The 21,765-nt window shown below is 41.4% G+C and carries 21 protein-coding genes and 1 pseudogene; 18 read left to right on the forward strand and 4 right to left on the reverse strand.

Going from position 1 to position 21,765, the window contains the following annotated elements:
• Window positions 1-101: 101 nt before the first annotated feature.
• From AY606_RS03925 to AY606_RS03950, 7 genes are all read left to right on the forward strand, one after another.
• Entirely contained in the window at window positions 102-482 is a 381-nt protein-coding gene (locus tag AY606_RS03925; RefSeq protein WP_067865064.1) for a ribonuclease E inhibitor RraB, read from the forward strand.
• A gap of 251 nt (window positions 483-733) precedes the next feature.
• Complete coding sequence (locus AY606_RS03930; RefSeq protein ID WP_502692105.1) at window positions 734-3,166, forward strand: AI-2E family transporter; 2,433 nt, start codon at window positions 734-736, stop codon at window positions 3,164-3,166.
• A gap of 205 nt (window positions 3,167-3,371) precedes the next feature.
• Window positions 3,372-3,818, forward strand: coding sequence for an SRPBCC family protein (locus tag AY606_RS03935; RefSeq protein ID WP_067865066.1), 447 nt, complete (start codon window positions 3,372-3,374; stop codon window positions 3,816-3,818).
• Between the two features lie 107 nt (window positions 3,819-3,925).
• Window positions 3,926-4,078: a hypothetical protein gene (locus tag AY606_RS16515; RefSeq protein WP_249409213.1), complete on the forward strand. Its 153-nt coding sequence runs from the start codon at window positions 3,926-3,928 to the stop codon at window positions 4,076-4,078.
• Window positions 4,079-4,280: 202 nt separating this feature from the next.
• Complete coding sequence (locus tag AY606_RS03940) at window positions 4,281-4,622, forward strand: zinc ribbon domain-containing protein YjdM (RefSeq protein WP_067865068.1); 342 nt, start codon at window positions 4,281-4,283, stop codon at window positions 4,620-4,622.
• A gap of 261 nt (window positions 4,623-4,883) precedes the next feature.
• Entirely contained in the window at window positions 4,884-5,243 is a 360-nt protein-coding gene (locus AY606_RS03945; protein ID WP_067865070.1) for a 5-carboxymethyl-2-hydroxymuconate Delta-isomerase, read from the forward strand.
• Window positions 5,244-5,491: 248 nt separating this feature from the next.
• On the forward strand, window positions 5,492-5,827 hold the full coding sequence (locus AY606_RS03950; RefSeq protein WP_067865072.1) for a YegP family protein: 336 nt from the start codon (window positions 5,492-5,494) through the stop codon (window positions 5,825-5,827).
• A 156-nt stretch (window positions 5,828-5,983) separates the two neighbouring features.
• On the opposite strand, the gene AY606_RS03955 is transcribed toward AY606_RS03950, so the two are convergent.
• On the reverse strand, window positions 5,984-6,751 hold the full coding sequence (locus AY606_RS03955; protein WP_067865075.1) for a hydroxymethylpyrimidine/phosphomethylpyrimidine kinase: 768 nt from the start codon (window positions 6,749-6,751) through the stop codon (window positions 5,984-5,986).
• A 101-nt stretch (window positions 6,752-6,852) separates the two neighbouring features.
• Between AY606_RS03955 and AY606_RS03960 the strand changes: the two genes are divergently transcribed.
• Window positions 6,853-7,500: an HAD-IA family hydrolase gene (locus AY606_RS03960; RefSeq protein WP_067865078.1), complete on the forward strand. Its 648-nt coding sequence runs from the start codon at window positions 6,853-6,855 to the stop codon at window positions 7,498-7,500.
• A 98-nt stretch (window positions 7,501-7,598) separates the two neighbouring features.
• On the opposite strand, the gene AY606_RS03965 is transcribed toward AY606_RS03960, so the two are convergent.
• The gene (locus AY606_RS03965; protein WP_067865090.1) at window positions 7,599-8,063 is read right to left on the reverse strand and encodes an Lrp/AsnC ligand binding domain-containing protein; all 465 of its coding nucleotides are present in this window, start codon (window positions 8,061-8,063) and stop codon (window positions 7,599-7,601) included.
• Between the two features lie 139 nt (window positions 8,064-8,202).
• Here AY606_RS03965 and AY606_RS03970 point away from each other — a divergent pair, with 139 nt between their 5' ends.
• The 5 genes from AY606_RS03970 to cfa all read left to right on the forward strand — a co-directional run bounded on the left by AY606_RS03970 (window position 8,203) and on the right by cfa (window position 14,208).
• Window positions 8,203-9,462: a D-amino acid dehydrogenase gene (locus AY606_RS03970; protein ID WP_067865092.1), complete on the forward strand. Its 1,260-nt coding sequence runs from the start codon at window positions 8,203-8,205 to the stop codon at window positions 9,460-9,462.
• A 32-nt stretch (window positions 9,463-9,494) separates the two neighbouring features.
• A complete protein-coding gene (gene alr / locus AY606_RS03975; RefSeq protein WP_067865094.1) occupies window positions 9,495-10,598 on the forward strand; it encodes an alanine racemase in 1,104 nt (367 codons plus the stop codon).
• A 52-nt stretch (window positions 10,599-10,650) separates the two neighbouring features.
• Window positions 10,651-11,010, forward strand: a complete 360-nt coding sequence (locus AY606_RS03980; protein ID WP_067865096.1) for a RidA family protein — start codon at window positions 10,651-10,653, stop codon at window positions 11,008-11,010.
• Window positions 11,011-11,174: 164 nt separating this feature from the next.
• A complete protein-coding gene (locus tag AY606_RS03985; protein ID WP_067865098.1) occupies window positions 11,175-12,608 on the forward strand; it encodes an amino acid permease in 1,434 nt (477 codons plus the stop codon).
• Between the two features lie 460 nt (window positions 12,609-13,068).
• Complete coding sequence (gene cfa / locus AY606_RS03990) at window positions 13,069-14,208, forward strand: cyclopropane fatty acyl phospholipid synthase (protein WP_067865101.1); 1,140 nt, start codon at window positions 13,069-13,071, stop codon at window positions 14,206-14,208.
• Window positions 14,209-14,610: 402 nt separating this feature from the next.
• On the opposite strand, the gene hemJ is transcribed toward cfa, so the two are convergent.
• Both hemJ and AY606_RS04000 read right to left on the reverse strand, forming a co-directional pair.
• Window positions 14,611-15,063 (reverse strand): protoporphyrinogen oxidase HemJ, encoded by a 453-nt coding sequence (gene hemJ / locus AY606_RS03995; protein WP_067865104.1) that lies wholly within the window; start codon window positions 15,061-15,063, stop codon window positions 14,611-14,613.
• A 70-nt stretch (window positions 15,064-15,133) separates the two neighbouring features.
• A complete protein-coding gene (locus AY606_RS04000; RefSeq protein ID WP_067865107.1) occupies window positions 15,134-16,363 on the reverse strand; it encodes a beta-ketoacyl-ACP synthase II in 1,230 nt (409 codons plus the stop codon).
• Window positions 16,364-16,642: 279 nt separating this feature from the next.
• Here AY606_RS04000 and AY606_RS04005 point away from each other — a divergent pair, with 279 nt between their 5' ends.
• The 5 genes and pseudogenes from AY606_RS04005 to AY606_RS15705 all read left to right on the forward strand — a co-directional run.
• Window positions 16,643-18,136: an EcsC family protein gene (locus AY606_RS04005; RefSeq protein ID WP_067865110.1), complete on the forward strand. Its 1,494-nt coding sequence runs from the start codon at window positions 16,643-16,645 to the stop codon at window positions 18,134-18,136.
• 168 nt (window positions 18,137-18,304) lie between these two features.
• Window positions 18,305-18,679 carry a 30S ribosomal protein S12 gene (gene rpsL / locus AY606_RS04010; RefSeq protein ID WP_002050319.1) on the forward strand — a complete coding sequence of 125 codons (375 nt, stop codon included), beginning with the start codon at window positions 18,305-18,307 and terminating at the stop codon, window positions 18,677-18,679.
• A gap of 177 nt (window positions 18,680-18,856) precedes the next feature.
• On the forward strand, window positions 18,857-19,327 hold the full coding sequence (gene rpsG / locus AY606_RS04015; RefSeq protein WP_004648014.1) for a 30S ribosomal protein S7: 471 nt from the start codon (window positions 18,857-18,859) through the stop codon (window positions 19,325-19,327).
• Window positions 19,328-19,453: 126 nt separating this feature from the next.
• Window positions 19,454-21,592: an elongation factor G gene (fusA, locus tag AY606_RS04020; protein WP_067865112.1), complete on the forward strand. Its 2,139-nt coding sequence runs from the start codon at window positions 19,454-19,456 to the stop codon at window positions 21,590-21,592.
• A gap of 93 nt (window positions 21,593-21,685) precedes the next feature.
• Window positions 21,686-21,765, forward strand: a pseudogene (locus AY606_RS15705) (hypothetical protein); the annotation flags it as partial.

The raw sequence follows: 21,765 nt of genomic DNA on the forward strand, positions 1-21,765 counted from the left end.
TGAGCAAGAGAATGAATCTTTTGAAGCGCTAAAATGAAACAAACTTGAGCTAATCTGGGTACAATGTTAGAGATTTAAATGATTACGATAAGGAAACGCCCATGACACGCGATTTTGAACAATTCCCAGATGACGAAAACGGTAACGTACTTTGGCAAATGGCTGAAGATGGTGACGATCTGACTGAAGCACATGAAATTGAATTTTCGATTGCTTTTCATACCCAAGAACAAGCCGAAAAATGTGCACTTTATTTGCTGAAAGAAGAACAAAAAATCAGCCTGTTTGAAGATGAAGAAGCCGATACGCTAGAGTGGATTATCACTATTTATATGTATATGGAACCTGACTATTCAGACATTGTCGACATTGAAGAATGGTTCACAAAAATTGCTGAACAACACGGCGGTGAATACGACGGCTGGGGTTGCATGGCGTATGTCTATGACGACGAAGACCTGGAAGATGAACTGCAAAGCTAATTCAAATCAGTGAATAATAGTCCAAATATAGGGTCTGAATTCAAGTAAAGCTGAAGTCGAACTTCCTCTTGTTGAGTGAAAGACCACGCAACCCTAACGCTGAAAATCGTTAGGGTTTTTTTGTGCCCAAATATTTGGTAAAAATAAAAAATAATGCACTTGAACTGAAAATGAGGGGGAGAGACTCGGATTTTACTTACAGTAACTCTCTAGAATTTCTGCACCAAAAAATCTTAAATACAGAGATAGGAATAAAAAATAATAAGGATATTAATGTGAATAAGGAAAAACCACTAAATTCACAATCTCCATTACGCTCAGAAAATGATGAAGTACAGACCATGCAAGTTTTACGTATGATGGCGGGGTTCGTGATTGCCGCCTTGATTATTTTAGCCCTCTACTTTGGAAAAGATATTCTCATTCCTTTGGCGCTGTCGGTGCTCTTGGCATTTTTACTTGAACCTTTAGTGACACGCTTAAAAAAATGGGGCTTGCCGCAATTGCCATCGATTGCATTGGTGGTGCTATTTGCCTTAAGTGTTTTGAGTGGGGCGGCAACTTATCTCGGTTATCAATTGGGGAATTTAAGTCAGGAACTGCCACAATATCAGGACACCATTAAACAAAAACTCGACTCGGTAAAAAGTTTTACCTCTGGACCGAGTGTGTGGGACGGAGCTATCAAGACCATTGATACGGTAGAAAGTTCGATACAGGACGTGGCTCCGGTTAGTAAAAAAGAGGGCGTACAACAGGTAGAGGTGGTGGGGCAGCAACAAAGTGACGCTGAAGCGGCTATGCAGTGGGGATCAAAAATTCTCAGTCCTTTGGCGACTGCAGGTATTATTTTTCTGTTTGTGGTGCTGATTTTACTCAGTCGCAAAGACTTGCATGATCGTTTGTTGAAATTGCTGGGTGGCAATTTGAATGTCGGTACAGATGCACTGGATGAGGCGGCAGATCGGATTGGAACCTATCTGCGGATGCAACTGTTGGTAAATGTCACTTATGGTATTCCGATGGCATTAGGTCTATGGCTGATTGGCGTGCCGGCTGCCATTATGTGGGGAATGGTCGCGGTAGTGATGCGTTTTGTTCCTTATGTCGGCCCGATGATCTCGGCCTTATTTCCCCTTACTCTGGCATTTGCAGTCGATCCGGGCTGGAATATGGTGCTATGGACCCTTGGGCTGATTCTGTTGCTTGAGTTGATTATTAACAATGTGATTGAGCCGTGGTTATATGGAGAAAGTACCGGTCTTTCCACTTTGGCGATTATTCTGGCAGCAACATTCTGGACCACCTTATGGGGACCAGCTGGCCTGATTCTCTCGACCCCATTAACAGCATGTTTATTGGTATTGTCCAATTATATTCCGGCATTGGGCTTTATCAAAACGCTTATAGGCAGTGAACCGGTACTGACGCCACCAGAACGGTTTTACCAGCGCTTGGTTGCAGATGATGTAGATGATGCGCTTGAAGTTGCCCAAGATTATATTGAACAAAAATTACCTAAAAAGCCCAGTGAGGAAGTCGTCGTTCGTAAGGTTATAAGCTTTTATGATGATGTTGCCATTCCCGCAATTCGTTTGTTTTCAGAAGGACATAGTACTGACGCAAGCGCCGAGCATCGTTTAAGAATGCACCAAGGCTTGAAATTGTTTAATCATGATTTTCAACACAAGTATCCGAGTCCAAAGACAAATGATCCCGTACAAGTCATTTGCCTGGGCGCACGCTGGGAAATTGATGTATTGGCCTCTTCCATGTTGGCCCATGGTTTAAGTTTAAGAAAAATTGCAGCGCAAAGTCATAATGAAGTACTGATTCAATCAAAAACAGATCTGCTTGAATCCTTACCCGAAAATATTCAGATGATGTGCATTTCTATGTTTCATCATCAGCCTTTGGCGCAAATTCGTTTGTTGAATCATCGCATTCGTAAACGTTTACCGCATGCAAAAATTATTTTTGCCACCTGGGGCAATACCAGCGATGAATTGAGGGATGAAATTCAAGAGCGTTTCCAACCGGATGCCGTAGTCTCCACAGTGAACGAATTGATGCTGAGTATCGATGCTCTGATGCTACAACACGGTGAAAACCCTGCACGTGAATTGCTTGCTGAAAATGAACCAGAACGTTTGGCGGCGTTGCATGAATTACAATTACTTGAACCTGAAACTTTATTAATTTATCAGCAATATATCGAAGAAGCTTGTCAGGCATTTAATGTGACATATGCGCAAATTTCCCTCGTCGATGAAAAATGGGTGAATACTCCAGCCAGTCCACTGGCAGATGAAAATCAAAATCCGATAGAAGCGGGCATTCCTCGGGAAGAATCCATTTGTACCCATCTGGTTCATCAAAATGAAGCCCTGATTATTGAGGATATAGACCGGGATCCGCGTTTTAGCCATAATCCAGAGTTGAATAAAAATAAAATCAAGTTTTATGCAGGCGTACCTTTGCGCAATAAGCAAGGCTTGGTGTTAGGTAGTTTATGTATTTTGGATAAACAGGTACGGCATATGAGCGAAGATGATTTGCTTTTATTGAACCAGCTTGCAGATGATTTAATTCAGACTTTAAGTAATGACAAGGCACAAACCCAAAAGTTAGAGGAAATTGCCAAGTTGCAACAAGCAGAGCCTATACAGGGTTTATCTAGCTGATGAATGTTATCGCTTGGACTGATACATGATCAAGAAGACTGGGCAGTTAAACCCGTTCATCTGTATTTTTTAAGTATAAAAAGTTGGTGAGTTTTATCTGCTTGTTGATGAAAAAAATAATCACACCCATACCAAAGCAATACATAGCTATGAATGGGCAGCAGTAGACTAAATATATAAAACAACAAAAAGTGAGAAACAAGAAATGCCCAATACTGTCAAATTTCACCGTGTATTTAGCGCACCTCCAGCACGGGTATTTAACGCTTTTATTGATCCTGACGCTTTAGTGAAGTGGATGGCGCCGCATGGTTTTACTGCCAAAGTCCATCATCTCGAAGCAAAAGTCGGTGGGACGTTTAAAATGTCTTTTTGTAATTTTTCTACCGGTTCAAGCCAGTCTTTTGGAGGAACTTATCATGAGCTGATTCCCAACCAATTATTACGTTATACCGACCAGTTTGATGACCCAAATTTGCCGGGTCAAATTGAAGTCACTATTCAACTCAATCCTGTTTCTGTAGGGACTGAAGTGAATATTACTCAATCGGGTATACCTGATGTGATTCCAGTAGAAGCATGTTATTTGGGCTGGCAAGAGTCCTTGCAACTGCTGAGTTTATTGGTTACTCCTGAAATACAAGACCAATAGAAATAAATGCAATCAAGGTGACGCAAATTCAAATCAAACATGCCTATGCCTGAGTTTTGACTTGAGATGGACAACGGATTTTACTCAATCGACTTTGGCCCAGAGGCATCAAAAAGCAAGATGCTAAAGTTGCTCTAAGGTCCAAGAAAATTACATCATCGGCTGAAGTGCGAAAATACTACATGGACGATGCAGCACACTGGCAAGTATTTCAACGAAATTATAATGAAGAATTGCTTAAGCAACCGGAAGTGTTGTAGTAAATTCGAGAGAGGACTCAACAGCAACCCGTGACTTTAATTACTGCTGAAAAAATTGAATTCTATAATCATGTGATTGTACTTAAACAAGTTTTAGAACAGAGTTAATATTAGTCTTGCCTGCTTTTATCCCATAAAATAAATAGGGTTTTAAGCAAAAGATTGGCTTCTAAAATGTTATAGTAGAGTTTTTGAGGTTTTTATGTCTTTGCCAAATTGCCCCAAATGTAATTCAGAATATGCCTATGAAGATGGCGATATGCTGATTTGCCCAGAATGCTCTTATGAGTGGAAAGAGGGTGAAGGCAGCACTGAGCAAACCACCGTTATTAAAGACTCAAATGGTAATGTCCTGGCTGATGGCGATACTGTTACCCTAATTAAAGATTTGAAAATTAAAGGTTCTTCAGCGGTGATTAAAGTGGGAACCAAAGCCAAGAACATTCGTTTATTACCTGACTCAAGCGATGGTCATGATCTTGATTGTAAAGTTGATGGGTTTGGTGCAATGAAATTAAAGTCTGAATTTGTGAAAAAAGCTTAACTCACACGAATTAAAAACTAGAAAGCTCTGGCAGAAATGTGGGGGCTTTTTTTATGAGGCAGTCATCATACGAGTACAAATTTAGGCTTGGTGTATAGCATCTAAACAGCTTGGATGCCGCACTGTCTGGCATGACATTTTTTCATCTATAAATACTTTATGTCTAAACAGGATCCGGTTGATTAAAGATTGATATATCGGATTTAGGGTTGAACCAGCAGCATGATATAACAATAACAATCAAGTTAAAGGATTTCTGTTATGCCTCATATTCACCTTGAATATTCAGACAATATTCAAAATCTGGAACCAAAACCGATTCTGCTTGCCTTAAATCAGGCCATGGTGGATGGTGCTTATGTAGGGTCAGCGAATGAAGTTAAAAGCCGTGCCATTTGCCAGCACGATTATGTGATTGGTGTGGGAGATGCTTCACAAGCTTATGTGCATGCTAAAGTTTCTTTATTGAGTGGTCGCAGTGTGGAAGTACAACAGGAAATTTCACAATTGTTATTAACCACACTCGAGCAGCACTTACCCGGACAAAACCAAGTGAGCTTACAGATTTGTGTGGAAATTCTGGAAATGCCAAAAGCAACTTACACGAAAAAAATTGTGTGAGATTTTAGATGAAGATCAAGAGAGTAAATTTCCGTTTATTCTCTTGATATTTTTATTCTATTGAATATATTTAGGCCAAATTCAGTACTACAGACCAAACTTTTATTGAACATAACTACAGCTATGAAGGGTTACAAAACAATCATATTAAAAAGCTGAAAATTATTTATATTTTATAAAATAATAATATGTATTCATAACTAAAATTAGAATTTTTCTATACATTTAAAAATAATAAAGAGGTTTATATGGCGGGATGGTATGAGATCAGTCAAACAGACGATGGACAATATCGCTTTGTATTAAAAGCTGGAAATGGCGAAGTGATTCTGAGCAGTGAATTATATAAGGCAAAAGCTTCTGTACAGATTGGCATTGAATCGGTGCAGAAGAATAGTACAGAGGATGAGCGTTTTGAACGACTTGAAGCTAAAAATGGTAAGCCTTATTTCAATTTAAAAGCTGTGAATTATCAGATTATTGGTAGAAGCCAATTCTATTCAAGTGAGCAATCACGTGCAAAGGGCATAGAATCAGTCAAAAAAAATGCATCGACGACCAAGATTAAAGAACTCATTGCGTAGTTTTAAATGATGGGCGTCCTAAAGCATGTATTGATACATGCTTTATTTTTGAGTAGCCCCCTAAAACTCAGATTTAAGCAATTAAAATAAATGCAAAAAAAACCTGATCTCAAACTATATCAAGCATTTGATGATCAGGTTGAACAATACGAATTTTTAGAAACGCTTGGGAATTTTCTGACCATTTGGCACTGGAGTTTCGGCTTTTTTAAGCACACCAAACAGCCAGGTTTCAGCATGGTTGACGGCTTGTTTCAAATCATCCCCTTGCGCCAAACGACCCGCCATAAAGCTGGCCAATGAGCAACCTGAACCATGGTATTCACCTTTAAGGCGCGGGCATCTGGTTTCAGAAACCAGTTTGCCATTCATGTATAAAGCATTGCGGATATAGTCAGGAGTATCTTCATGTCCACCTTTAACCAACACGGCTTTGGCACCCATTTCAAAGAGTTTTGCCGTGGCCTGATCAATATCTTGAACACCTGTTAATGCACGAAGCTCTACCGTATTCGGCGTCAGCACTGTAGCCAGTGGAATCAGTTTGATAAAAGCTTTTACCAACGTTTCCTGATTGCCCAGTGAACCACCGCTATTGGCAACCAGAACGGGATCAAGCACATAGAGGTATTCAGGATGTTCGCGTAAAAATTCAGCCAGTGCTGCAATATTGTCCGTGGTACCCAACATGCCAGATTTAACGCATTTAATCGGTAAATCGTCCACGACTGCATTGGCCTGCGCTAACAGTAATTCTTTTGAAGTTGCTTCAAAGCCAAACACCTGTTGCGAGTTTTGAATGGTCAGGGCAGTACAGGCAATTGCTGCATGTGACCCACTTTGACCAATCGCTTCAATATCTGCCTGCAAGCCAGCTCCACCCGAGGGATCTAAACCAGAAAAGCAAAGTACAGTAGGGCGCACAATGATGTCCTTCTTCACAAAATTTGCGTTAGTATAGGCAACTTTGAGCCAAGTCTCGATAGTATTTGTGAAGTAAAAATTTAAGAGGAAAGGGTCAGTCTGTGATTAAAAATATTTTGATTGATTTAGATGGCACATTAACCGATCCCAAAGTGGGGATTACCACCAGTGCCCGTTATGGCTTAAATAAAGTGGGTCATCCGATTGCAGATGATGTCAATATTGACTGGATTATTGGTCCACCACTTAAAGCTTCCTTGGCAAAAATTTTAAATGTGGCAGCGGATGATGTTTTGGCTGAACAGGCATTGATGGGTTACCGTGAACGATTTGCGGTCACCGGCTTATATGAAAATCACGTCTTTCCTGAAGTGGCTGAAACTTTAAAAACATTGCAGCAACAAGGCTATCGTTTATTTTTAGCCACGGCAAAGCCTGAAATTTATGCCAAACAGATTTTAGAGCATTTTGATTTATTGCAATATTTTGTTTATCCCTACGGTAGTGAACTCAACGGTGAGCGTACCAATAAAGCCGAATTAATTGCTTATATTATTGAAAAAGAGCAATTAAATCCTGCTGAATGTTTAATGGTCGGAGACCGTGAACATGACATTTTGGGGGCGCGTCACAATGGAATAGAAACCATTGCGGTGGAATATGGCTATGGTTCAGATGAAGAGTTAACGGCAGCGAATCCTAAAGCCAGAATCGAGAGTTTTGCCGAGTTATTGGATCATTTAAATTAGTCTGGGCGCTAAATTAAAATTTATTTTCAAATACATAAAAAGGATCTGCTGATCCTTTTTTTAATTCTAGAATTTCAAATTGACCACTGGCTTAATCATTAATCAAGATCTAAATAAAAGCTTTCTTTGACTTCTTCCATCACGATATAGCTGTGTGAAGAAGCAGAAGAAGGTAATTTCTTTAACAAGTCCCCTAAAAGTCGTCTATAAGCGCTCATTTCTTTCAGACGTGCTTTGACCAGATAATCAAATTCGCCCGAAATGAGATGACATTCTAAAACTTCCGGAATTTCCACCAGGTCACGTGCCACCTGGTCAAACACATCTCCCGATTTGGCGGACAGTTTGATTTCTAAAAACACCAGCAAATTTCGATCAACTAGTTGCGGGTTTAAACGAGCGTAATAGCCCATGATAATGCCATCACGTTCCAAACGTTTTACCCGTTCTGAACAGGGCGTGGTGGATAAATTTACCCGAGCCGCCAATTCACTAATCGCAATCCGTCCGTCTTTTTGCAAGATGGCTAAAATCTGATGATCGATACGGTCTAATTTACGCATCAGTTTTTTCCTTTTTTTAGATTTTTTTCACGATAAATCCATCGAATCACCTGGATTATAGACAACAAAACAGTGAAATAAACTATCAAAGCAAAAATATACTAGGTAAATAAACTAGATGTTGCTCGAGGGATGGAAAATGCACGTAATTGTATTGGGTAGTGGTGTCATTGGTGTTGCAAGTGCGTACTACCTCGCGCAGCAAGGCGCAAGTGTGACTGTATTAGACCGTCAGGCAGGTCCGGCGGAAGAAACCAGTTTCGGCAATGCAGGTCAAGTCTCTCCCGGCTATTCAACCCCTTGGGCAGCACCTGGTATTCCTTTTAAAGCGGTGAAATGGATGTTTCAGCATCATGCACCGCTGGCCATCAATATGGATGGCAGCATGTGGCAGTTGCAGTGGATGGCGCAAATGCTGAAAAACTGTAATCCGCAAAGTTATGCCATTAACAAGGAACGCATGACACGCGTGGCCGAATATAGCCGCGACTGCTTAAGAGATTTGCGTAAAGCCACCGGTATTCACTATGAAAATCGTTCTAAAGGCACATTGCAAGTCTTTCGTAACGAAGCACAGCTTGAAGCGGTACAGCGCGATATTCAAGTCTTGAAAGAATGCGGCGTTGACTATGAATTGCTGCTAAAAGAAGACTTGGCAAAAGTTGAGCCAGCCTTAGCCTTTGCCCAAGACAAACTGGTCGGTGGTTTGCATTTACCGAATGATGAAACAGGGGATTGCTACCTGTTTACCAATGCCTTAGCCAACCTTGCCAAAGATCTGGGTGTGGATTTTAAATTTAACCAGAACGTTGAAAAACTGGTGCTTGAAGGCGATGAAATCAAAGGCGTGCTGGTCAATGGTCAAGTGCTCACCGCCGATCGTTATGTGCTGGCTTTTGGCAGTTATTCTCGTGATTTCTTAAAACCATTGAACTTGAATTTGCCAGTCTATCCAGTGAAAGGCTATTCACTCACCATTCCAATTGTAGATCCGGCTTTTGCTCCGCAATCTACGGTACTCGATGAAACCTATAAAATTGCGATTACCCGTTTTGACCAGCGTATTCGTGTTGGCGGTATGGCGGAACTCAGTGGCTTTAATCATGGCTTGAATGAAAATCGCCGTGCCACTTTGCAAATGGTGACGCAGGATTTATTCCCGGGTGGCGATATGCAACAGGCGACATTCTGGACCGGTTTACGTCCAATGACACCGGACAGCACGCCAATTATTGGTGCGACCCGTTACAGTAACCTGTTTCTCAATACCGGACATGGCACCTTGGGTTGGACCATGGCCTGTGGCTCAGGCAAATTGATCAGTGATTTGGTGCTTAATCATAAAACCGACATTAATACTGAAGGTTTATCGATTCAGCGTTATCCCAACGCGGCTTAATTTACCCCAAACCCATATTCAAGGATGAATAAATGTCACGTCCCATTAGCGCGGTGATCCATCAGCCGGCATTACGCCATAATCTGGCGGTTGCACGTCAGATGATGCCTGACAGTCAGGTTTTTGCCGTGGTCAAGGCCAATGCTTATGGTCACGGTATTGAACGTGTTTATGATGCTTTTCAACAGGCAGATGGTTTCGCCTTGCTCGATATTGCGGAAGCGAAGCGTATTCGTGCACTCGGTTGGCAGGGGCAAATTTTGCTTCTCGAAGGTTTGTTCGAGGTTCAGGATTTACGCGATTGTGCTGAATTAGATCTCAATTTTACCGTGCACAGCCAGTATCAAATTGACTGGTTACAGCAATTTCAAGGTTCCGCACAGTTTGATGTGTTTCTGAAAATGAACAGTGGCATGAATCGCCTGGGTTTTAATCCTGAAGCCTATCAGGCGGCATGGCACAGTTTGCAGGAACTTGGGTGTGTGAAATCTGTAACGCATATGACGCATTTTTCCGATGCGGATGGCGAACGCTTGGGTGAGCCTGGCATTGGCTATCAACAACAAATCTTTGCAGAAACCATCAAAGATTTACCGGGAAAATGCTCAATCAGTAATAGTGCCGCTATCCTGCGTTATCCCCAACAACTACATTCCGATTATATCCGTAGTGGCATCATGCTCTACGGCAGTTCCCCCGATTATCCAGCGCATAGCATTCAGGACTGGCAGCTGCAACCCACCATGTCGCTTCGAAGTAAAATTATTGCTGTGCAAGAAGTCAAAGCCAGTGAAAGTATTGGTTATGGTTCACATTTTATTGCCTCCAAACCCTTAAAGGTTGGCATTGTAGCCTGTGGTTATGCCGATGGTTATCAGCGCATCTCGAAAACCGGTACGCCGGTACTGGTCAATTCAGTTCGAACCCAAACGCTAGGTCGGGTCAGCATGGATATGCTGGCGGTTGACCTAAGCCATATCCCGGATGCTGAAATTGGCAGTGAAGTCGTGCTTTGGGGGACATCATCAACAGGTCAGGTTTTAGCTATTGATGAAGTGGCAGTCAGTTCAGGAACAGTGGGCTACGAGTTGATGTGTGCAGTCACGGCTCGGGTTCAATTTGAAATTGAACATTAGAATTTAAAGTTTATTGATTCAAAATCCAGTTATTCACAATAGGGAAATTAATATGTCACATTCAGATATCCAAAAGATCAACACTACAGAAGTAATGAGCGCAGTGACCATTTTTAATCAGGTGGTGTATTTATCTGGGCAGGTACCGAAAACCACGGCACAAGATATTGAACTGCAAACTCAGGACATTCTGGCCACAATCGACAGTTTATTGGAACAGGCCAATAGTGATAAGTCACGATTATTGTCAGCGCAGATTTATATAAAGAACCTTGAAGATTTTAAAACGGTGAATACGGTTTGGGTCGACTGGTTAAAAGACTGCGTCGCCCCATCACGCGCTACGATTCAGGCGAATCTGGTTAACCCGGATTGGCTGATTGAAATTGCTGTGACCGCAGCGCAAAAGTAATTTTTAGCTTTAACTTTTTAAAGTCATCTCCCGCAACCAGATAAGGAACAGTGTAACTGTCTTGATTAAAGCAGAAATTAATCAAGAGGCAGGATTGAGCGCACCGGAAGCTTTCGCTCAATTCAAAATGCCCGGTTTATACAGTGCTATAAGGATATTGAAATATGACAACGAATCAATTGGATGATTCATCCTCTCCGCATGAGTTACAAAGGAAACTCTCCAACCGTCATTTACAGTTGATCGCCATTGGTGGCGCAATTGGTACAGGTTTGTTTATGGGTTCAGGGAAAACCATTTCCTTGGCCGGGCCGTCTATCCTGATCATCTACATGATTATTGGTGCGATGTTTTTTTTCCTGATGCGTGCATTAGGTGAAATTTTGCTTTCCAACCTGCATTACAAATCCTTTATCGATATGGCGCATGATCTGATTGGCCCTGCTGCGGGTTATTATATCGGCTGGTCGTATTGGCTGGGTTGGGTCTTGGTGGGTATCGCGGATTTGGCTGCGATTATCAATTATCTCGGTTTTTGGCTACCGCCTGGAGAAGCTTTTACCCCGATGGGGCAGGCAGCCATCAGTGCCGGTTGTGTACTGTTGGTATTAGGCATTAATCTGCTCACCGTGAAACTGTTTGGTGAAATTGAATTCTGGTTCGCGCTGATTAAAATTCTAGCCATTTTGGGCTTGATTGGTATTGGCGGATATATGGTGTTTATGCAGTTCCAGCCACCGCAAGGTGCTGTAGCAAGCTTTAGTCATGTCTGGTCACATGGTGGTATGTTCCCGAAAGGTGCAAGCGGGTTTTTGGCCGGATTCCAAATCGCGCTGTTTGCCTTTGTCGGTGTGGAGCTGATTGGAACCATGGCAGCAGAAACCAAAGACCCAGAGAAAAATCTGCCAAAAGCCATTAACGCGATTCCGACGCGAATTATTCTATTTTATGTTCTGTCGCTCTTTGTAGTGATGTCGGTTACACCCTGGAATCAGATTCCCACGGATCAAAGTCCATTCGTGACTTTGTTCCTGCATGCCGGAATTCCAACCTCTGCCATTATTATGAATCTGGTGGTTTTATCTTCAGTGATGTCCTCCATGAATAGTGGCGTGTTTTCGACCAGCCGAATGCTGTTTGGTTTGGCTAAAGATGGTCAGGCACCGCAAACCTTAAGCCAGCTGTCCAAACGTGCAGTTCCGGCCAAAGGACTTATTTTTTCTTGCTGCTTTATTATGGCGGGCGCGGCATTACAGTATTTCGTACCGAATACCATTGAAGCGTTTACCTTGGCCAGTTCATTATGCGTCATCCTGTTCATTAGTATCTGGAGCCTGATCATGGTCTGTTACATTCGCTACAGAAAACGTAGTCCTGAATTGCATGCCAAATCAACGTTCAAGATGCCGGGTGGGGTATGGATGTCCTATATCATTCTAGCTTTCATGCTGTTTGCTTTAATTATTTTGAGTTTAGAAGCTGATACTTTAAAAGCCCTGATGATTAGTCCGCTTTGGTTAATAATTCTTGGAGTGACCTATCAACTGCTCTATAAACCACGGATGAAAAAGCGTATTCAGCCGTTAAAAATAAAGTAGTCACTGATTCAGACAGTTAAAAAGAGAGTGGTTTGATCCACTCTCTTTTTTATGAGAATCCATTTTAATCATGATTTGAAATTGAGTTAAGCACGAATCGCGGCTAAGAAATTAACTTAAAAAAGTAGGAAGATCAGGGCCATCCTCGATCAAAATTAAAAAATAGGTAGTGGGTTCAGCGGATACTGAATCTATGGATGATAAAAGTCTTTTTTAATTAACTACTTAAAGTGTAAGATTTATCTCTTAACATTAGAAAAACAGTCTAAGAGCCAAAACTCTGCAATGATTAGTTTATCTCTTCAGAGCGCAAAGTCCGGATCCTGAAATGGCGGGTGAATTGCTGCTAGAAAACAAGCTTGATCTGATAGTTGGAATTAGATTCATAAAAGATTGAACAAGCTAAAATTAAATAATGATTTAATAAAATTCAAAAAAATTAGAATAATTAGGAGTGGCTATGAATATCTATGTTGGGCATAAAAACGATGGCTTAAAAAATATCTTGGCAAAATTACTGGATGAAGCGGGTATTCATATTAATGGTGACCAGCCTTACGATATACACATACATAATGATAATTTTTATAACCGTGTCTTACAGCAAGGCTCATTAGGTTTGGGTGAAAGTTATATGGATGGCTGGTGGGATTGCGACAGGTTGGATATTTTATTTTATAAAATTTTACGGGCCAAATTAGATCAAAAATTACCGCACAATTTAAAAGATATTATCAGAATTGCGATTGCTCGAATCAGAAATTTACAGACTCAAAAAAGAGTATGGACGGTGGGTGAAGAACATTACGATCTGGGCAATGATCTTTTTAACCATATGCTAGATCCATCCATGCAATATTCCTGTGCTTACTGGAAAAACACCGATAATCTTTTTCAAGCCCAGCAACAAAAACTCGACTTAATCTGTCGTAAACTTGACTTGAAACCCGGTATGCGATTATTAGATATTGGTTGTGGCTGGGGAGGGTTAGCCGAGTATGCAGCTAAAAATTATCAAGTTTCGGTTACAGGGATTACTATTTCTAAAGAACAACAAAAACTGGCAGTTGAGCGATGTAAAGGACTGGATGTTGAAATTTTGCTTATGGATTATCGCAACTTAAATGATCGCTTCGATCGTATTGCATCAATAGGCATGTTTGAGCATGTAGGCTTGAAAAATTACGACACCTATTTTCAAGTGGTACAACGTAATTTAAATGCTGATGGATTGTTTTTATTGCACACTATTGGTTCTAATCTAACAAGAATCAGTACCGATGCTTGGATAAGTAAATATATTTTCCCCAATGGTTATATACCCTCAATTGAAAAAATTGCTCATTTTAGTAGTGGCAAATTTATTATGGAAGATTGGCATAATTTTGGTAGCGATTATGACTTAACACTTCGGGCTTGGTCTGAAAGATTTATTAAAACGTGGCCAGAAATTGAAGCCAATTATAGTGCGCGCTTTAAGCGTATGTTTAATTATTACTTAAATGCCTGTGCGGGAGCATTTCGTGCAAGGGACTTACAATTATGGCAAATCGTATTCAGCCCAAATGGGATAGAAGGTGAAGTTCGAATTGCACGTTAGAATATGAGATTAACCGTGAAACACGGATTAAAATTTTTCTTTAAAATCATCCAGAAAATTTCTGTTTATCTGATCCAAAACTACTTTGCTAGGTTCCTTAAGATCAATTCAGAGCGATTTTCGGATCAAAAATGATTTTGAGGTTTAAGCTAAGAAAAATGAAAAAGTAGCAGTCCTGAAGAAGAAAACTGAATTAAAAAAGTGACTACTAATAAAATTATTTATATTAAGCTCTGATAAATTTGTGGACACTATTCTAGTATTACCCAGTTAGAAAAAGTGGGCTTTACCGGATGCTTACATGCATCTTATGGAAACAATCGGCTTAAGCCGGATTCGGGTGAGTGAGTAAAAAAAGATATAAAAAAACCTCCAAGAGGAGGTTTTTTTATATCAACCAGATTAAAACTGCGGTTTAACGACCACTAAAATCACCACCGAAAATAGAATCAGCGTTGGCATTTCATTAAAGTAACGCCAGAATTTATGCGATTTATAATGGGCATCGACCATCAGTTTTTTACGGTAATAGCCGCAGAAAAAATGGTAAATTACCAGTAAACCGACCAATCCAACCTTCAGGTAAAACCAGAGTGCTGCATGGTAATGCCGAGTTGCATCACCCCAATCCACTAAAAAGTGCGCTGTGATGAGGGTGGCAAGCATGGCAGGCCACATGATGCCGCGGTACAACTTGCGTTCCATAATCTGGAAGCGCTGATGACTGGTGGCATCCTCACTCATTGCATGATAAACATATAAACGTGGCAGGTAGAACAAAGCTGCAAACCAGCAAACCACAGCAATAATATGTAATGCTTTTACCCACAAGAAAGCATCAGAAGGAGCATCCATCTATTCACCCTTTTAAGGGCAGTGTGGCTGAAGTTGATCATCCGTTGCCGAATGATCAACAATTCTTAGCTTAGCCTTCCCATTTTTTGAAAACAAGACAGGCATTTACACCGCCAAAACCGAAACTGTTACTCATCACAGTATTCAATTTTGCGTCGCGTTTTTCAAGCACGATATCAAATGGTTTTGCGCCTTCATCCAGTTCAGTCACGTTAATGTTTGGCGCAATAAAGTCATTTTGCATCATCAGAACCGAATAAATCGCTTCTTGAACACCGGCAGCGCCCAAGCTGTGACCGGTCATTGACTTGGTTGAGCTCAGTGGAGGAACCTGACCTTCACCAAATGCACGTTCCATGGCTTTAAGTTCTGTGATGTCACCGGCAGGAGTAGAGGTACCATGCGTATTTACGTAGTCAATTTTATCTACACCGTGCTGTTTTGCTTCTTCTAAAGCCATGATCACACAACGTGTTGCGCCTTCACCGCTTGGCGCAACCATATCTGCACCATCGCTGTTTGCAGCATAGCCGACGACTTCAGCAAGAATTTTTGCACCGCGTGCTTGCGCATGTTCGAGGGATTCAAGTACCACAAAACCGCCACCACCGGCAATCACAAAACCGTCACGGTCAGCAGAATATGGACGAGAAGCCTTTTCTGGCGTGTCATTGTATTTAGAGCACAGTGCGCCCATTGCATCAAACAACAAGCTTTGTGACCAGTGATCTTCTTCACCGCCACCTGCAAGCATTAAGTCTTGTTTACCCAATTGAATCAGGTTGTAGGCATAACCAATTGCATCGGCAGACGTTGCACATGCGCTGGTAATGGTATGCGCCACACCTTGTAATTTGAATGCCACGCCAACGTTTGCGGTAATGGTATTGGTCATATTGCGAGGAACAAAGAAAGGACCAACTTTGCGCGCACCTTTGGTTTGCAATAATTCATTCATTTCAATAACAGAAGCAGTTGAACCACCACCTGAACCACCGGTAATACCGTAACGCGGGTTATTCGCCAGATCATCTGCGCTTAAACCTGCATGTTCTACCGCAGCTAAAGCCGAATTATAGGCATACATCGCACAAACACCCATAAAGCGTTTTAGTTTACGGTCAATATTGTCAAAGTTTTGTTCTGCTGCTGCACTCACGTGGCTTTTAAAATTAAGTTCAGCATAAGTCGGGTTAAAACGTGTTCCAGAAATCCCGTTTTGCAAAGAATTAGTTACTTCTTCTAAAGAATTACCAATACATGAGTTAATGCCCATGCCAGTGATTACAACACGTTTCATCTACAGATCCCTTATGTGGTCGTGGTTTGAATAAATGCAGCTGAATGTATCTTTTGCCTCAAGCAAAACCCAGCGCCTTACTCATGTATTTCAATTACATTCATAATAGCAGAAAGGTTTTTGAATTCTTATGGCAAATATTATGCCTATTGCCCTGTGTATCTATTTGTGAAAATTCTCCAGTTTAATTAACCAAAAGATACAGATTAAAATTGAGATAAACTTAGACTGTACCTAGTATTTATCAATAATTGTAAGAACTGAAAATGAGGATAAAGAATGACTGATATCAATAATAAACATTCGCATGGATTCTTCTCAAATGCCTTTGGAGTGGCTAAAAAGATCAGTGCAGCTGGAATGGGTGTACTGAATCATGCCGCGCCGAACGGTGTAAGCAAGGACATGCAGCCCGTAAAAAATGGCAAGGTAGTGAATGGTGATACTCATCAATTAAGTACTTCTGAAGCCCATAAATATGATAATCCTCAACAAATGCTGCGCGAGTATTTCCCTAATGTGTCAAAACAATTGCTCGGTCGTCAGTATGGCAAGGTGACGCGTGTTGCCAATTTTGTTTCCCCGCAATTGTCAGATAAAGTATCGGATTATTTTTTTGAACAGTTAAATCAGTTTACTTCAAATCTCAGTTCCGTCGATGCCGTGCTTGATCAGGCGGGCGCAAAAGATTTACAGGAATTGACCCAGGACGTAGACCGTTCAAAGCGAATCAGCCAGGCCTTGGCAGAACAGAATAAATGGATTGCTTCTATGCAAGGCGCTCTCACCGGGGCGACAGGGGTGGTGGGTTCGGCAATTGATGTGCCGTTGTCTTTAGTCATGTCTTTGCGCATGATTTATCAAGTGGGGCGTGCCTATGGTTTTGAGCTGAATAAAGAAACAGAACACGATATCGTCCAGTTTGTGTTTAAACAAATTGATTTAGGCCAGATTGCGGAAAAACAGAGTGTATTGATGGCGCTAAAAGCATTATCAAGTATGTTGAAAACACATGATGTCTCTCAATTCCAGCAAATGTTGGGTTCGAGTAACGATGTGGCATCGCTCAAAAAATGGTTAAGCAATGAAAATGGTGAAATGAAGTGGCAGTGGTTGAATCATCTTCCTAAAGTTTCAATCATCAGTAAATTGACGCCAGTCGCAGGAGCGGGCATTAGTGCGGCATATAGTTGGAAACTGGTTGAAGACGTCAATCAAAAAGCACAACAAATCTTTTCTCAGGCGCGAAGATATTTGCAACAGCATCAAGGCGTAGAGTTATCTGCGATTGCAGCTTATGAAAAATCTGTGACCTTATTGGCTCAAGCAACACCGAAATTATTAGAACATTTGTCTAAAGTTGATAACAAGCCAAGTGAAATTAAATTAGATCAGGATATTCAAATCCCTGATAATAAAACCATCTCTAATGTCACCATCAAAAAGAAAGCAGAAGTTTCCAAGAGCGAAGAAAATCAGCAAGCAGAGCAAGATGAACAGGTTGAACAGGGTCTGGAAGCTTTAGCTGAGCAAATGGTTGAACCACATGAACAGGTTGAACCTCAGAAACCTGCTGTGCCTTTAGAAGAGCCAGAATTAGATCCAGCTCAAGAAGACTCTGAGCCAGAATTGGATCCAGCTCAAGAAGACGCTGAGTCAGAACTTGAAGGAAGTGAAAGTGAAGACAAATCAGAGCAATCTTCTAGTGATACCTCTGCAGCACAGGATGAAACCGCTCCAACAAAACGTAAAGTTACAAAAAAGAAATCCTAAAAGCTGGGCTTAAGCCTGGTAAGTGCTTTAAAACGCCCTAATTATAAGGAAATGGTTGATATTTGAGATGGTATCGAATATTGACCATTTTTCTATCTTCGCTTACAATTGTCTGCCCTCGAAAAGTAGTATTTTTTTGAGGCTTTTTATTAACGGGAGAATTGCCAAATGGCAACAACAAATCAGTTGATCCGTAAGGGTCGTACTACTTTGGTTGAAAAATCAAAAGTTCCTGCGTTGAAGGCTTGTCCACAACGTCGTGGTGTTTGTACACGTGTTTACACTACTACACCTAAAAAACCTAACTCAGCAATGCGTAAAGTTTGCCGTGTTCGCTTAACTTCAGGTTTTGAAGTATCAAGCTACATCGGTGGTGAAGGCCATAACCTACAAGAGCACAGTGTTGTTCTTATCCGTGGTGGTCGTGTTAAAGACTTACCAGGTGTACGTTACCATACCGTTCGTGGTTCTTTAGACTGCGCTGGTGTTAAAGATCGTAACCAGTCTCGTTCTAAATACGGTACTAAACGTCCTAAGAAATAATCTTTTTAGATTAGCTTCTTAAGAACGTAGAACCGCAATCCTTTATCGTCTCGCTTGTCTGATTTCTGCATTTAATTTTGTAAAATTCAAGCGACGTGTAGTAAGGCCAGCGAACAGTACATGACACTTTGTACTCATGCTGGATAAACCTGAAGTGTCATATTTATAGGTGTTAAAATGCCAAGACGTCGCGTAGTTGCTGCCCGTGAAATCCTTCCGGATCCTAAGTTCGGCAGCCAAACAATCGCTAAGTTCATGAACCACGTAATGCAAGATGGTAAAAAATCTATTGCTGAAAGTATCGTTTATGGTGCTTTAGACCGCGTTCAAGAAAAATCTAAAGTAGACCCAGTTGAATTTTTCGAGACTACTCTTGAAAAAGTTCGTCCTATGGTCGAAGTAAAAGCACGCCGTGTTGGTGGTGCTACTTATCAAGTGCCTATGGAAGTACGCCCATCCCGTCGTACTGCCTTAGCTATGCGCTGGTTAGTAGATGCTGCTGCTAAGCGTTCTGAAAAAACTATGGCTTTACGTCTTGCTGGCGAGTTGCTTGATGCAGCTGAAGGTAAAGGTTCAGCGATTAAGAAACGTGAAGATGTGCATCGTATGGCTGAAGCCAACAAAGCCTTCTCTCACTACCGTTTCTAATAGGTTTAAAGACCTTAATCAGGAAGATGATAGGGCGGTTTACTGAACTATCGTCAAACACTTTAAGCTGCTCTTGCAGCTTAAAGTGTCCTGTTTTAAACAACAAATTTAGGAATGCAAGAAATCATGGCTCGTCAAACCCCTATTTCTCGTTACCGTAACATTGGTATTTCAGCACACATTGATGCTGGTAAAACCACGACTACTGAACGTATCTTGTTCTACACAGGTGTATCTCACAAAATCGGTGAAGTACATGATGGTGCAGCAACAATGGACTGGATGGAACAAGAGCAAGAACGTGGTATTACAATCACTTCAGCTGCTACCACTTGTTTCTGGTCTGGTATGGGTAAACAATACCCAGAACACCGTGTAAACGTAATTGACACCCCAGGACACGTTGACTTCACAATCGAAGTTGAGCGTTCTATGCGTGTTCTTGACGGTGCATGTATGGTTTACTGTGCTGTAGGTGGTGTACAACCTCAGTCAGAAACTGTATGGCGTCAAGCAAACAAATATAAAGTGCCTCGTTTAGCATTCGTGAACAAGATGGACCGTACTGGTGCAAACTTCTTCCGTGTTGTTGAACAAATGAAAACACGTCTTGGTGCACACCCTGTACCAGTTGTAATCCCAGTTGGCGCTGAAGAAAACTTCACTGGCGTTATCGATTTGATCGAAATGAAACAGATCATCTGGGATGAAGCTTCTCAAGGTATGCAGTTCGAATACGGTGAAATCCCGGCTGAACTTCAAGAACTTGCTGAAGAATGGCGCACCAACATGGTTGAAGCTGCGGCTGAAGCTTCTGAAGAATTGATGGACGAATACCTAAACAATGGCGACTTGTCGAAAGAACAAATCGTTGCTGGTATCCGTGCTCAAACTTTGGCTTGTGAAATCCAACCAATGCTTTGTGGTACAGCTTTCAAAAACAAAGGTGTTCAACGTATGTTGGATGCTGTGATTGATTTCTTGCCATCACCGACTGAAGTTAAGCCTATCGAAGGTATTCTTGACGACAAAGCTGAAACTAAAGCGATTCGTGAAGCATCTGACGAAGCTCCGTTCTCTGCGCTTGCATTCAAAATCATGAATGACAAGTTTGTAGGTAACTTAACTTTCGTACGTGTTTATTCTGGTGTGCTTAAACAAGGCGACCCAGTATACAACCCAGTGAAATCTAAACGTGAACGTATCGGCCGTATCGTGCAAATGCATGCGAACGAACGTCAAGACGTTGAAGAAATTCGCGCTGGTGACATCGCTGCATGTGTAGGTCTTAAAGACGTTACCACTGGTGATACACTTTGTGATGAGAAAAACATCATTACACTTGAGCGTATGGAATTCCCTGAGCCAGTAATTTCTTTAGCTGTAGAGCCTAAGACAAAAGCTGACCAAGAGAAAATGTCTATCGCACTTGGTCGCTTGGCAAAAGAAGATCCATCGTTCCGTGTTCGCACAGACGAAGAATCTGGTCAAACGATTATTGCGGGTATGGGTGAGCTTCACCTTGACATCCTTGTTGACCGTATGAAACGTGAATTTAACGTTGAAGCGAACATTGGTAAACCAATGGTTGCTTACCGCGAAACAATCAAAAAGACTGTTGAGCAAGAAGGTAAATTCGTACGTCAAACAGGTGGTAAAGGTAAATTCGGTCATGTATATGTTCGCTTAGAACCTATGAATGTCGAAGAAGCTGGTAAAGAATACGTATTCGCTGAAGAAGTTGTCGGTGGTACTGTACCTAAAGAATTCTTTGGTGCGGTTGACAAAGGTATTCAAGAACGTATGAAAAATGGTGTATTGGCTGGTTATCCTGTTGTGGGTATCAAAGCGACATTATTTGATGGTTCTTACCATGATGTCGATTCTGACGAATTATCGTTCAAAATGGCGGGTTCTTATGCCTTCCGTGATGGTTTCATGAAAGCGGATCCAATCCTTCTTGAACCAATCATGAAAGTTGAAGTAGAAACTCCAGAAGACTACATGGGCGATATCATGGGTGACTTAAACCGTCGTCGTGGTATGGTTCAAGGTATGGACGATTTACCTGGTGGTACTAAAGCAATTAAAGCTGAAGTTCCATTGGCTGAGATGTTTGGTTACGCAACTTCTATGCGTTCTATGTCTCAAGGTCGTGCGACTTATTCTATGGAATTTGCTAAATATGCTGAAACTCCACGTAACGTGGCTGAAGGCATCATTACTAAGTTCCAATCTGGCGGTAAAAAAGGTGACGACGAGTAATCTTTCGATTACTATAAGCCCAAACTAATTCATAGTTAAAAACCAAGTGCTCATGCAGTAACCCTGCATGAGTAGTTATAAAAGGAAGCTCTCATGGCTAAGGCTAAGTTTGAACGTAATAAGCCACACGTAAACGTGGGTACAATTGGTCACGTCGACCATGGTAAAACAAC

Source organism: Acinetobacter sp. SFB (assembly GCF_001647545.1).
Taxonomy (GTDB): domain Bacteria; phylum Pseudomonadota; class Gammaproteobacteria; order Pseudomonadales; family Moraxellaceae; genus Acinetobacter.

What these genes read in the sequence shown, in the direction of transcription:
- AY606_RS03925 (WP_067865064.1), top strand. Translation starts at nt 102, where the DNA reads ATGACACGCGATTTTGAACAATTCCCAGATGACGAAAACGGTAACGTA.
- AY606_RS03935 (WP_067865066.1), top strand. Translation starts at nt 3,372, where the DNA reads ATGCCCAATACTGTCAAATTTCACCGTGTATTTAGCGCACCTCCAGCA.
- AY606_RS03940 (WP_067865068.1), top strand. Translation starts at nt 4,281, where the DNA reads ATGTCTTTGCCAAATTGCCCCAAATGTAATTCAGAATATGCCTATGAA.
- AY606_RS03945 (WP_067865070.1), top strand. Translation starts at nt 4,884, where the DNA reads ATGCCTCATATTCACCTTGAATATTCAGACAATATTCAAAATCTGGAA.
- AY606_RS03950 (WP_067865072.1), top strand. Translation starts at nt 5,492, where the DNA reads ATGGCGGGATGGTATGAGATCAGTCAAACAGACGATGGACAATATCGC.
- AY606_RS03965 (WP_067865090.1), bottom strand. Translation starts at nt 8,063, where the DNA reads ATGCGTAAATTAGACCGTATCGATCATCAGATTTTAGCCATCTTGCAA.
- AY606_RS03970 (WP_067865092.1), top strand. Translation starts at nt 8,203, where the DNA reads ATGCACGTAATTGTATTGGGTAGTGGTGTCATTGGTGTTGCAAGTGCG.
- alr (WP_067865094.1), top strand. Translation starts at nt 9,495, where the DNA reads ATGTCACGTCCCATTAGCGCGGTGATCCATCAGCCGGCATTACGCCAT.
- AY606_RS03980 (WP_067865096.1), top strand. Translation starts at nt 10,651, where the DNA reads ATGTCACATTCAGATATCCAAAAGATCAACACTACAGAAGTAATGAGC.
- AY606_RS03985 (WP_067865098.1), top strand. Translation starts at nt 11,175, where the DNA reads ATGACAACGAATCAATTGGATGATTCATCCTCTCCGCATGAGTTACAA.
- cfa (WP_067865101.1), top strand. Translation starts at nt 13,069, where the DNA reads ATGAATATCTATGTTGGGCATAAAAACGATGGCTTAAAAAATATCTTG.
- hemJ (WP_067865104.1), bottom strand. Translation starts at nt 15,063, where the DNA reads ATGGATGCTCCTTCTGATGCTTTCTTGTGGGTAAAAGCATTACATATT.
- AY606_RS04000 (WP_067865107.1), bottom strand. Translation starts at nt 16,363, where the DNA reads ATGAAACGTGTTGTAATCACTGGCATGGGCATTAACTCATGTATTGGT.
- AY606_RS04005 (WP_067865110.1), top strand. Translation starts at nt 16,643, where the DNA reads ATGACTGATATCAATAATAAACATTCGCATGGATTCTTCTCAAATGCC.
- rpsL (WP_002050319.1), top strand. Translation starts at nt 18,305, where the DNA reads ATGGCAACAACAAATCAGTTGATCCGTAAGGGTCGTACTACTTTGGTT.
- rpsG (WP_004648014.1), top strand. Translation starts at nt 18,857, where the DNA reads ATGCCAAGACGTCGCGTAGTTGCTGCCCGTGAAATCCTTCCGGATCCT.
- fusA (WP_067865112.1), top strand. Translation starts at nt 19,454, where the DNA reads ATGGCTCGTCAAACCCCTATTTCTCGTTACCGTAACATTGGTATTTCA.